General features: G+C 38.3%; 13 protein-coding genes. 3 read left to right on the top strand and 10 right to left on the bottom strand.

Features of this window, described 5'->3' with window-relative positions; translation table 11 throughout:
- Positions 1 to 184: 184 nt before the first annotated feature.
- Complete coding sequence (locus AC106K_RS27385) at positions 185 to 472, bottom strand: c-type cytochrome (protein ID WP_047097263.1); 288 nt, start codon at positions 470 to 472, stop codon at positions 185 to 187.
- A 24-nt stretch (positions 473 to 496) separates the two neighbouring features.
- Positions 497 to 790 carry a c-type cytochrome gene (locus AC106K_RS27380; protein WP_482448776.1) on the bottom strand — a complete coding sequence of 98 codons (294 nt, stop codon included), beginning with the start codon at positions 788 to 790 and terminating at the stop codon, positions 497 to 499.
- Between the two features lie 198 nt (positions 791 to 988).
- Here AC106K_RS27380 and meaB point away from each other — a divergent pair, with 198 nt between their 5' ends.
- Positions 989 to 1,981 carry a methylmalonyl Co-A mutase-associated GTPase MeaB gene (gene meaB / locus AC106K_RS27375; protein ID WP_482448775.1) on the top strand — a complete coding sequence of 331 codons (993 nt, stop codon included), beginning with the start codon at positions 989 to 991 and terminating at the stop codon, positions 1,979 to 1,981.
- Here the strand turns inward: meaB and AC106K_RS27370 are convergent.
- Positions 1,978 to 2,526, bottom strand: coding sequence for a DUF4251 domain-containing protein (locus AC106K_RS27370; RefSeq protein ID WP_482448774.1), 549 nt, complete (start codon positions 2,524 to 2,526; stop codon positions 1,978 to 1,980). The two genes, meaB and AC106K_RS27370, sit on opposite strands and share 4 nt — an antisense overlap.
- Positions 2,527 to 2,632: 106 nt before the next feature.
- On the opposite strand from AC106K_RS27370, the gene AC106K_RS27365 reads away from it, so the two are divergent.
- A complete protein-coding gene (locus AC106K_RS27365; RefSeq protein WP_047097203.1) occupies positions 2,633 to 3,439 on the top strand; it encodes a M48 family metallopeptidase in 807 nt (268 codons plus the stop codon).
- Positions 3,440 to 3,526: 87 nt separating this feature from the next.
- Complete coding sequence (locus AC106K_RS27360) at positions 3,527 to 3,838, top strand: hypothetical protein (protein WP_185288682.1); 312 nt, start codon at positions 3,527 to 3,529, stop codon at positions 3,836 to 3,838.
- A 37-nt stretch (positions 3,839 to 3,875) separates the two neighbouring features.
- On the opposite strand, the gene AC106K_RS27355 is transcribed toward AC106K_RS27360, so the two are convergent.
- The 7 genes from AC106K_RS27355 to pgi form a co-directional block, all read right to left on the bottom strand.
- Entirely contained in the window at positions 3,876 to 4,487 is a 612-nt protein-coding gene (locus AC106K_RS27355) for an outer membrane beta-barrel protein (protein ID WP_482448773.1), read from the bottom strand.
- Positions 4,471 to 5,280 carry an ABC transporter ATP-binding protein gene (locus AC106K_RS27350; RefSeq protein WP_047097200.1) on the bottom strand — a complete coding sequence of 270 codons (810 nt, stop codon included), beginning with the start codon at positions 5,278 to 5,280 and terminating at the stop codon, positions 4,471 to 4,473. Before AC106K_RS27350 ends, AC106K_RS27355 begins: the two co-directional genes overlap by 17 nt.
- The gene (locus tag AC106K_RS27345; RefSeq protein ID WP_047097199.1) at positions 5,280 to 6,032 is read right to left on the bottom strand and encodes an MlaE family ABC transporter permease; all 753 of its coding nucleotides are present in this window, start codon (positions 6,030 to 6,032) and stop codon (positions 5,280 to 5,282) included. Before AC106K_RS27345 ends, AC106K_RS27350 begins: the two co-directional genes overlap by 1 nt.
- Positions 6,033 to 6,135: 103 nt before the next feature.
- Positions 6,136 to 7,506 carry an exopolysaccharide biosynthesis polyprenyl glycosylphosphotransferase gene (locus AC106K_RS27340; RefSeq protein WP_482448772.1) on the bottom strand — a complete coding sequence of 457 codons (1,371 nt, stop codon included), beginning with the start codon at positions 7,504 to 7,506 and terminating at the stop codon, positions 6,136 to 6,138.
- A gap of 42 nt (positions 7,507 to 7,548) precedes the next feature.
- Entirely contained in the window at positions 7,549 to 8,178 is a 630-nt protein-coding gene (locus AC106K_RS27335) for a 7-carboxy-7-deazaguanine synthase QueE (RefSeq protein WP_482448771.1), read from the bottom strand.
- 7 nt (positions 8,179 to 8,185) lie between these two features.
- Entirely contained in the window at positions 8,186 to 9,070 is an 885-nt protein-coding gene (locus AC106K_RS27330) for a bifunctional 5,10-methylenetetrahydrofolate dehydrogenase/5,10-methenyltetrahydrofolate cyclohydrolase (protein WP_047097196.1), read from the bottom strand.
- 48 nt (positions 9,071 to 9,118) lie between these two features.
- Positions 9,119 to 10,759: a glucose-6-phosphate isomerase gene (gene pgi / locus AC106K_RS27325; protein WP_482448770.1), complete on the bottom strand. Its 1,641-nt coding sequence runs from the start codon at positions 10,757 to 10,759 to the stop codon at positions 9,119 to 9,121.
- Positions 10,760 to 10,817 lie beyond the last annotated feature (58 nt).

Below are 10,817 nucleotides of genomic sequence, written 5' to 3'. Positions count from 1 at the left end.
AATCCTCCCTTTGCTTTATTCTACCATAAAAACTCAAAAATATGACCCCCGAAAAATAAATTCATTGAAAAATATGAGTTACAAAAAAATACGCCCATAAAAAAGGCTGTCCTTTTGAGACAACCTCGCTCTTTTAGTGCATTCGTGGCAAAAGAATTTAATTTTTTTTAATTCTGAGGAGTCTCTATTTTTTATTAACAGAGATCAGATAATCATAAACCATTTGGTGTTGGTCGTCACTAAGTTTAGCCTTAGGGGCCATTCTGCTTAAAGTGTTGATCCATCCCTTGTCATCATGTTTCGTCGGCTCCGGGAGCTTATGACATTTTGCGCAAGCGTTTTCAAAAATTGTTTTTCCCTGGGCCAGCTGCTCAGATGAGGTATACTTGGGCCCCGTTACTGCCACACTCTTTGGTCCGCAAGACACCAGAAATGCTGATGCTGCAATACCGCTTAAGATTAATTTTTTCATACCCATATTTTTGTTGTTTGATGATTACTTCTTCGCAGAAACAATATAATCATAAACCCATTTGTGCTGATCATCCGTAAGCTTTGCCTTAGGAGCCATTGCGTTCATAATTCCTACCCACTGTACAGGGTTGTGTGAAGCTGGGTCCGGCAGCTTGTGGCATCTTCCGCAAGAATTTTCAAAAATCGTTTTTCCTTGAGCAATCTGCTCAGCAGTAGATGTTGTAGTTCCGGGAGTAGCCGCCGCAGTAGATGCTTTTGGGGTACAGGAAACGAGTAGAATGGCAGTGAATGATGCCGCAGCAATGAGTTTTTTCATGTTTCTTATTTTGATACATAACAAATGTAATGAATTCCGCAGGGCACTGATACACTGCGTTGTAGTTTTAATTTAGAAAAAATAAGCATTAGATTGTCGATAAATGCTAAAAATGCAAAAACCTCAATAAGAGTATTTATTTCCATCATTAGTAACGGACTATTGATCATTCCCATTTTAATTATTATTTTTGAATCAATGAAATTTTCTACAGAAGAGCTAATAGAAGGAATACGATCAGGAAACAAACGCCTGATTGCAAAAGCTATTACATTGGTTGAAAGCAAGAAAGCAGAGCACAGGATACAGGCAGAAGAACTTTTGAAAAGAATAATGCCTTTTACAGGCCATTCGATAAGAGTAGGGGTGACAGGGGTTCCGGGTGCCGGAAAATCTACCTTTATAGAAAGTTTCGGAAGATTGGCGATTGCTGAAGGCAAGAAAGTAGCCGTGCTGGCGATTGATCCCAGTTCTTCAATCAATAAAGGCAGTATTTTGGGAGATAAAACCAGAATGGAAGAGCTGGCAAAAGAAGAAAATGCATTCATAAGACCTTCCCCAAGCTCCGGATTTCTGGGAGGAGTTGCCAATACCACCTTCGAGACCATGATGATCTGTGAAGCTGCCGGGTATGATTATATTTTGATAGAAACCGTTGGAGTAGGACAGTCGGAAGTTCTTGTTGCAGATATTACCGATGTTTTTCTATTCCTTAAGATCATTGGCGGCGGAGACGAACTGCAGGGAATAAAACGGGGAATCATGGAAATGGTAGACCTTATTTTCATCAATAAAGTAGATCAGGACAATCTTCAGAAGGCAAAAAGTACAAGACTGGAACTTAAAAGAGCATTAGACTTTATTCCACCCAAAGAAAAAGGATGGAAAATACCGGTTTTATTGGGCTCTGCTCTACACAATGAAGGGCTGAAAGAGATCTATGATACAATCTCTGAGTTTATTGATTTGAAAAAGAAAAGCGGCCGTTTTGATGAAGTCCGTATTCAACAGGCTGAAAAACGATTTGAATATTGGGTACAGGAATATATTCTATCCCTTATGAAAAAGAGCAATGAGCTGGAAGAAGCTTACACAATGCACAAAAAAAATGCTTCAGAGATGGTTTCGAGTCCAAGCACTGAAGCAAAATTATTTGTTGAAAAATTCTTATCCGGAGGAAAAAAGGATTAAAGCTTTTCCTTTTCCTGTTTTTCTTCGTTTTTAGAAACGTATCCATCGTAAGTAATAGGCTGTCTGTCATTACTTCTTATAGAAACATAGGCTTTTCCATTTTTGTAGACCTCAATATTAATCTCCTGTACATTCTTTACATCGTTAGGTTTGATTCTAAAGATCCAGGTCCCTTTTTTATTTTGAGATTTATTGACGGTGTAGTCTTTTGAAGTAAATCTATAGCTGTTGTCACTGGTATTTCCATAAGTAGGGTTAAATAGTCTTCCGAAATAAGGTAAGGCTACATTCATGTTATTTTTACTGAGCTCAATGGTATAACTTCCGTCCAGATTCAGTATTCTGGTCATGGTAGAATTGGGCATGGAGCTCATCACGTTAATAACGTCATAATTTGTAGGGTTAGCTTTCTCAGCATGGAAGGTAAATTCCTGAGAAGCCACTAAGCTGCTTACTACTTGTGAATCCGCAGAGCCCTGAGAAGCGCAGCTCTGAAAAAAAAACAGAAACCCAAAAACCATCAGAATTGAAATATACTTTTTCATAATCGATATAATTATTAATTTTAAACAGCAAAATGTATGCAAATTTATGCATTCTGAAATATTTTGGAATAAAAATTGTTAAGGTTGAATTATTAACACTCACACTATGAAAGTTACACATCTATTAGGAATGGGAGCTATTGCTCTGTCGGCCGTTGCCTGTACTACAAACCCTATTACGGGGAGGTCCTCATTACAGTTGGCCAACAATTCGGAAATTTTAACAATGTCTTCACAGGAATACAGAACGACATTGTCTAAAGGTAAAGTGATTACCGGGACAGCAGATGCAAAGAGAGTGGTAAATGTAGGAAACAGAATCAAGAATGCAGCAGAAAGATATTATCAGAATATCGGAAGATCAGCAGATCTTGCCAACTATAGCTGGGAATTTAATCTTTTGCAGAGCAACGAACTAAATGCCTGGTGTATGCCTGGCGGTAAAGTAGCTGTATATACAGGAATATTGCCGATTACAAAAGACGATAACGGACTTGCTGTTGTAATGGGACACGAGGTATCTCACGCATTGGCAGGCCACGGAAATGAAAGAATTTCCCAGGCAATGGTGGCTCAATATGGAGGAGCTATTCTTGGAGGAACAATTTCAAATGCACAATGGGCAAGTATTTTCCAGAAGGTTTATCCTATCGGCTCACAGGTTGCTTTGTTGAAATATGGTAGAGGGCAGGAGTCAGAAGCCGATGAAATGGGGCTTTACCTGATGTCTATGGCAGGATATGATCCGAGAGCTGCGATCCCTTTCTGGAACAGAATGGAAGCTGCATCTTCAGGTGCCAGACAACCGGAATTCTTATCTACCCACCCAAGCCCGGAAACAAGAATTTCAGATATTAATAAGGATCTTCCGAAAGCTTTAGAATATTATAAGGCTGCGGGAGGAAAAATATAATTAGAATTTTAATCTTGAGTAAGGCCTTATTAAATTTTTAGTAAATTTGGTAAGGCTTTTTTAATGTAACCACCTAAACACAATATTATGAAGAGTTTATCAATTACCGGACTTATACTTTTAGCAGTCTCTGCCTTACTTTTCTATCTTACCACAGATTTTGCTGTAGAACAGATTAAGATTTCCCACATCATGGGAATGATGGCTGGCGTTGGGATAGGGCTTATCATTGGCGGAATGGTAGGTTATGTAAGCAAAGGAAGTGCTATAAAGGCAGAACAGAAGAAAAAAGAATTCAAGCAATTGCAGAAGGAAAAAGAAGATTTGGAAAAACAGGCGGCTGATATTGCAAAACGTCAGGCTGAGCTTGAAAGTCAAAATAAAAACCCTCAGATTTAGATCTAAGGGTTTTCAGGTTTTTATTTTCAAATATTCGTTAGAATTTATATCCTACCCCTACCATAAATAGATTGGGTCTGTTGTCATATCTGATCTCCGAACCGGAAACTCTGTTGATGAAGTTTCTTTCATCCTTGCTGAAAGCCCCTTCGTATTTTGCATTCACAATAAGTTTCTTGATTTCAAGCTGAGCGCCAAACTGGTAACCTACTGTAAAGTCATTTTTAGCGTTTTCTTTGAAATCGTTGTAAGTATTGTCTTTGCTTAAATTGAAACTCCCTACCGGACCTACGAAAACCCCAAGCATATTCCCTAATAGATTGTATCCCAAAAGTACCGGTACGTCGATACGGTTGCTCTTCACGTCAAAAGTAGTGTTCTGGGTGGTGAACTCATTTTTGAAGTGGGTATAATATACTTCCGGCATTAAAAATAATGAAGTAGGAAGACCTACTTTTAATGAAAGTCCAACGTTGAATCCAACATTATTTTTTCCTGTCCCGTCAATAGCATCGTTCACTGTTCCCTTAATATTGGACCATGAAGGCGAACCTGTAGGAAATATTAAATTGGCTTTACCTGCCAGTGAGATCTGTGCCGAAGCCCACATTGAAAACCCTACTAAAGCTATACTAAGTACCTTTTTCATTATCGTCTATTTTTGTATTTTCAATCGTTTTATTATTCTCAAGTAAATATTCTCGCAGTTCTTTAAAGAGTTCTGAAGAATAAACGAAATCAATCAGATTTTTATTGCCTGCTGTGATCAGGATGTCTTTGTTACCTTCCCATTCTTTGATTCCCAGCCTTAGGTATACAATTTTCTCGCCAATCGTCATTACAGAGTTCATATCGTGAGTATTGATGATGGTCGTGGTATTATATTCTTTCGTGATCTCATAAAGAAGATCATCGATTACTTTTGATGTATAGGGATCAAGTCCTGAGTTGGGCTCATCACAAAACAGATACTTGGGATTGTTGACAATGGCTCTTGCAATGGCAACCCTTTTCTGCATTCCTCCGGAGATTTCAGAAGGATATTTTTTATCTGCTTTATCAAGGTGTACCCTGCCTATTACTTCAAAAACCCTTTTCTTTTTCTCTCTATAAGTAAGGTTCGTAAACATGTCCAGCGGGAACATGATGTTTTCTTCTACCGTTAATGAATCAAATAGCGCACTTCCCTGGAATACCGTTCCGATTTCTGAACGAAGATGTTGTTTTTCATCCCGTGTCATGGTATTGACATCCCGTCCGTCAAATAAAATTTCTCCGGAAGACGGCATATAAACGTTCAATAAACTTTTTAAAAAAACCGTTTTCCCGGAACCACTCTGCCCAATGATTAAGTTTACTTTTCCTTTATCAAATGAAGTTGAAATTCCCTTAAGTACTTCAACATCGCCAAAACTTTTCTTAAGATCTTTTACCTCAATCATTAGCTTAATATTAATTGGGTTAAAATTAATTCGGAAATGATAATGAATACCATTGTCCATACCACTGCCTGCGTACTGGCTCTACCCACTTCAAGAGATCCTCCTTTTACAAAATATCCGAAATATGAAGGAACGGTCGCAATAATGAAAGCGAATACGATCGTTTTGGTAAATGCATAGTAAATAAATAAATTCGGCATATACATTTGAATACCAACGATATAGTCGTTTTCTGTCCAGTTTCCTGTTAATATCCCTGCAATATAACCTCCTCCGATACCGAATACAATACTGATGGCAATCAAAAGTGGATTAAAAATCATACAGGCGATAATTTTAGGAAATATCAGAAAGTTGGGTGAGTTGACTCCCATAATATCCAATGCATCGATCTGTTCAGATACTCTCATTGTTCCGATACTGGAAGCAATATAGGATCCTACTTTACCTGCTAAGATCAAACTGATAATGGTAGGGGCAAATTCTAGTACCAATACCGCTTTCGTAGCATATCCTACAAATGAAGGAGGAATAGGAAAGGATGAGGCATCAAAGTTGTTGAACATCTGAATAGCGACAACAGCCCCCACAAAGATAGAAGTGAAGACTACAAGTCCGAAAGAATTTACTCCCAAATCATTAATTTCTCTCATTAACAGCTTCCAGAAAACCCTCATTTTCTGAGGCTTCTGCAGGGATTTCCCTAAAAGGATCATGTATTCTCCTACTGCTGTGAAAAACTTTTTTAACATACTGCTAAATTAGACTTTTTTATTGAATTAGGCTAAGGTCAGAAACAAGACTGAGATAGAGAATAATGTTAAAATTATCTGAATCTTTACCCATACCTAAGCTTTATTTTGCATTTTTATCTCCTGCTATCACTAATAAAACGGTTTTTAAAATAATGACCAGATCCAGAACAAAACTCCAGTTTCTTACATAAAAGGCATCGGCCAGAACCCGTTTTTTCATTTCCACTTCCACATCTCCGAAATCACCCCTTAATCCGCTTACCTGAGCAAGGCCCGTAATACCCGGACTTACCATGCTTCTCAGGCTGTATCTTCCGATTTTGGGCTTGTAATAATTATCTACAGCCAGCATATGAGGGCGTGGCCCCACTACAGACATCTCTCCCTTCAATACATTGATGAATTGCGGAAGTTCATCAAGACTTGTTTTTCTTAAGAATTTACCCACCTTTGTAATCCTCGAATCGTTGGCAGAGGTCGTTTTCGTTGCCGATTCATCATTCACAACCATCGTTCTGAATTTAAGACAGCTGAATACCTCTTCATGAAATCCGTATCTTTTCTGCAGAAAGAAAACAGGTCCTTTTGACGTTGTCCTAATCAGTAGTGCAATGATAGGAAATGCCCATGAGCAGACAAAAACCAATACAAGAAGTGAAAAGAAAATGTCAAAAGCCCTTTTCATCAGAAAATTAGAATAATAATCCAGTGGATACCTTGCCTGGCTGAGAATAGGCTGGGTTTGTATATATCCAAGATCATAAAGGAAAAAATCACTTTGCGTGATACTCGGAATTAATGATATGTGTACTTTGTTTTCTTCCGCCAGCCTGAAAATTTCGGTTTCAGTATTTTCATCATATGCATTTTCTGTGGAGATGAAAAGCGTATGAATCCCGTTTTTCTTCCAGAAGCTGACTACTTCAGCCACAGAGATTTCAGGATTTTGATATTCGAATATCCGGTATCCGTAGTCTTTACGGTCCTTAAATATATTTTTCAGAATTTCGGTAGAATCGTTATTCCCTAAAAACATGACATTTCTGTAGTTGATCCCCAGGGAACGGAAATATTTGATGGTGAAATAGATCAGTGATTTTACCAGAAAAATAAAGGAAAAAAGATAAAATGAGAGCCAGTATATATCCGAATTGAAAAAGACATTATTGCTGACCTTCCCTATAAGCAGTACGCCAAGTATAAAAAACAGGAAGTGAATTAAAAGACGTTCCAGAAACAAGGTATACGTAAGGTTCCTCGGGATATTGTATATTTTTGTCCTACCGCTCAGAAGCACCCAGAACAAAAACAGCAAGATCAGCGAAAAAGCATTCTGATACCAGGTTTCTTTATGGTATTTTAAACTTTCGTTTCTGCTTATAAAAAAGAATATAAAGATAGATGCAATAACCATGAGGTCAAGCAAAATAATGATCGATTTCAGGTATCTGGAGTATCGAATTCTCTGCATCTATCGGTATTATAACGGAACAGCTAGCTAATGTACGTATTTTTACGGGATATTCAGATATTTGTGGGTCTGAACTGACGCCTGCCACTCCGGGTGTTCCAGGATAAAATCCGTAATCTTAGGATACATTTCATTCCTTTTACTCCATTCGCTCTGAAGATAAAGTCTGCAGTTTTCAGAAACTTTTGCAGCCTGCTCCTGCGCAAAGGTAAAGTCGTGATGATTGAAAATGATCATTTTAAGCTCATTGGCTTTCTGATAAATTTCATCCTTAGGAAGTCCTGTTTTCTTTGGGGATAGGGTGATCCAGTCCAATTGTCCGCTCATAGGATAAGCTCCTGAAGTTTCAATATGAACTGTGCATCCCAATTCTTTCAGTCTGGATGTCAGAATGTCTAAATTCCACATCAGAGGTTCTCCTCCGGTCAGAACAATGGTTTTGCAGTGTTTTGCTGCAGTTTCAGCAATTTCTACCGCATTCATCAGCGGATGAAGATCCGGATTCCAGCTTTCTTTTACATCGCACCAGTGGCATCCTACATCACAGCCTCCTAATCTGATGAAATAAGCTGCTTTCCCAGTGTGTGCCCCTTCTCCCTGTAAAGTGTAAAAATGCTCCATCACAGGGAGCATTTTACCTTCTTTTAATAAAATATCTTGTTCTTTATTCATTTTAAAATTAGTCGTTATAGACCGAAGTTTTGTAGGCAATGATGGTGTTTTTCATCAACATTGCTCTCGTCATTGGGCCTACTCCCCCAGGTACCGGTGTGATCCAGCTTGCTTTGGCGGCACAGCTGTCAAAATCTACGTCACCTGCAAGGTAATACCCCTTCGGAGAATCATTATCTACTCTCGTGATTCCCACGTCAACGATTACAGCACCTTCCTTGATCATATCTCCTTTTAAGAAATGAGGATCTCCTAAAGCGGTAATGACGATGTCTGCCTTTCTGGTATATTCTTCGATGTCTTTTGTGTATGAGTGCGTAAGAGTAACAGTAGAGTTCCCCGGGAAATCTTTTCTTCCCATAAGGATACTCATCGGTCTTCCTACAATTTTACTTCTTCCGATGATCACACAGTCTTTTCCTTTGGTTTCGATATTATATCTTTCCAATAATGTAAGAATTCCGAAAGGGGTTGCCGGTAAGAAAGTATCCATTTCCAATGCCATTTTTCCGAAGTTTTCAGGGTGGAACCCGTCTACATCTTTTCTTGGATCGATTGCATTGATGATTTTTTCCTGATCGATCTGATCCGGTAACGGAAGCTGAACGATAAATCCGTCCACCGCTTTAGACTTGTTCAGTTCATCAATTTTTTCCAACAGTTCAGATTCTGAAACTGTACTTGGAAATTTAATCAAGCTGGATTGAAATCCTACTTCTTCACAGTCTTTTACTTTAGCGTTCACATAAGCCTTGCTTGCTCCGTTGTTTCCAACCAGAATAGCCACCAGGTGTGGAGCTCTTCTTTTTGTTGCAAGAATCTTTTCTACTTCCGCTTTGATCTCTGCTTTTATTTCTTTGGACACTTTAAGCCCGTCAAGAATTTCTGCCATTTTTACTTTTTACTTTATTTAGATTTACTTTTACTTTCTTTTTACTTACTATTTGTTTTCCTTATAGTAATTGATCAATCCGTTGGTAGAGCTGTCATGAGAGCTTATTGCTTCATTATTTTCAAGTTCCGGAAGAATTTTATTGGCCAATACTTTACCTAATTCTACTCCGAACTGGTCAAAGCTGAAAATATTCCAGATCACTCCCTGTACAAAGATTTTATGCTCGTACAATGCAATTAGCTGTCCTAATGAAAAAGGAGTTAATTCTTTGAATAAGATTGAGTTAGTAGGGGTGTTTCCGTGGAAAACCTTGAAGTTGATCAATCTGTCAATTTCTTCATCAGATTTTCCTGAATTTCTAAGTTCCTCTTCTACTTCTTCTTCCAGTTTTCCGAAGGCAAGTGCTTCAGTCTGAGCGAAAAAGTTCGCTAATAATTTATCTTGGTGATCCGAAACTTTGTTTGGACTTTTTGTATAAGCAATAAAGTCTGCCGGGATCAATTCTGTTCCTTGGTGGATCAATTGATAGAATGCGTGTTGACCATTTGTCCCAGGTTCTCCCCAAATGATAGGTCCTGTTTCATATTCTACAAATTCTCCGTTTCTGTCTACGCATTTTCCATTACTTTCCATGTCTCCCTGTTGAAGATAAGCAGCGAACCTGTCTAAATATTGAGAATAAGGTAAGATCGCATAAGTAGTGGCTGCATAGAAATTACGGTACCAGATTCCTAAAAGTCCCATTAACACAGGAATGTTTTCTGAGAAATCAGCAGTCTGGAAATGCTGATCAGTATCATAAGCTCCTCTTAAAAGCTGCTCAAAGTTTTCGTATCCTACAGACAGTACAATGCTTAGTCCGATAGCACTCCAAAGAGAATATCTTCCACCTACCCAATCCCAGAATTCAAAAATATTTTCTTCTGCGATCCCAAACTTTTTCACTTCTTGTGTATTGGTAGACAAAGCCACGAAATGCTTGGCTACATCTTCCGGTTTTCCGGCTTTCAGGAACCAGTCTTTAGCAGAGTTGGCATTCGTCATGGTTTCCTGAGTCGTAAAGGTCTTGGAAGCAATGATGAATAAAGTGGTTTCAGGATTCAGGTTTTTTACTACTTCTGCGATATGATTTCCATCTACGTTGGAAACGAAATGAACATCTAATCTTGTTTTAAAATGCTTTAAAGCAGAGCAAACCATTACCGGACCTAAATCTGATCCTCCAATCCCGATGTTGACTACATCCGTAATCTCTTTTCCACTGAATCCTTTATGTTCTCCGGAAATGATCTTCTCAGAGAAAGCTTTCATCTGGTCAAGAACTTTTTTGATCTGTGGCTTGATATTTTCGCCATCCACAAGAATCTCACGATCCGAAAAATCTCTCAATGCCGTATGCAGAACTGCTCTTCCTTCCGTTTCGTTAATCTTGTCTCCGGAGAACATTTTAGCAATAGCATCCTTTAGCTGGCATTCTTCTGCCAATTGTAGTAAAAGTCCTTTTGTTCTTGAATCGATCAGGTTTTTAGAATAATCAAAAAGGTAATTGTCCTTCTGTAAAGAAAATTCAGTAAAACGGTTCGGGTTATATTGGAAAAGACTTCTCAGGTCAAAATCATTTCCGGCGAAGTGTTCGTCAAGAGCTTTCCAGCTGTTAGTTTGTATAGGATTTATTTTTGATAGCATATTTTAGTAATTTATGTTGTTCGGAAAATCATGGGAAGGATCAGAATAATTTAAGATC

The organism is Chryseobacterium sp. FR048 (genome assembly GCF_056844665.1).
This window is presented reverse-complemented; position numbering and strand designations above follow the sequence as displayed.

Coding starts and splice junctions, on each gene's coding strand:
- AC106K_RS27380 (WP_482448776.1), bottom strand. CDS start 790: ATGAAAAAACTCATTGCTGCGGCATCATTCACTGCCATTCTACTCGTT.
- AC106K_RS27350 (WP_047097200.1), bottom strand. CDS start 5,280: ATGATTGAGGTAAAAGATCTTAAGAAAAGTTTTGGCGATGTTGAAGTA.
- pgi (WP_482448770.1), bottom strand. CDS start 10,759: ATGCTATCAAAAATAAATCCTATACAAACTAACAGCTGGAAAGCTCTT.
- AC106K_RS27345 (WP_047097199.1), bottom strand. CDS start 6,032: ATGTTAAAAAAGTTTTTCACAGCAGTAGGAGAATACATGATCCTTTTA.
- meaB (WP_482448775.1), top strand. CDS start 989: ATGAAATTTTCTACAGAAGAGCTAATAGAAGGAATACGATCAGGAAAC.
- AC106K_RS27355 (WP_482448773.1), bottom strand. CDS start 4,487: ATGAAAAAGGTACTTAGTATAGCTTTAGTAGGGTTTTCAATGTGGGCT.
- AC106K_RS27335 (WP_482448771.1), bottom strand. CDS start 8,178: ATGAATAAAGAACAAGATATTTTATTAAAAGAAGGTAAAATGCTCCCT.
- AC106K_RS27385 (WP_047097263.1), bottom strand. CDS start 472: ATGAAAAAATTAATCTTAAGCGGTATTGCAGCATCAGCATTTCTGGTG.
- AC106K_RS27360 (WP_185288682.1), top strand. CDS start 3,527: ATGAAGAGTTTATCAATTACCGGACTTATACTTTTAGCAGTCTCTGCC.
- AC106K_RS27340 (WP_482448772.1), bottom strand. CDS start 7,506: ATGCAGAGAATTCGATACTCCAGATACCTGAAATCGATCATTATTTTG.
- AC106K_RS27370 (WP_482448774.1), bottom strand. CDS start 2,526: ATGAAAAAGTATATTTCAATTCTGATGGTTTTTGGGTTTCTGTTTTTT.
- AC106K_RS27365 (WP_047097203.1), top strand. CDS start 2,633: ATGAAAGTTACACATCTATTAGGAATGGGAGCTATTGCTCTGTCGGCC.
- AC106K_RS27330 (WP_047097196.1), bottom strand. CDS start 9,070: ATGGCAGAAATTCTTGACGGGCTTAAAGTGTCCAAAGAAATAAAAGCA.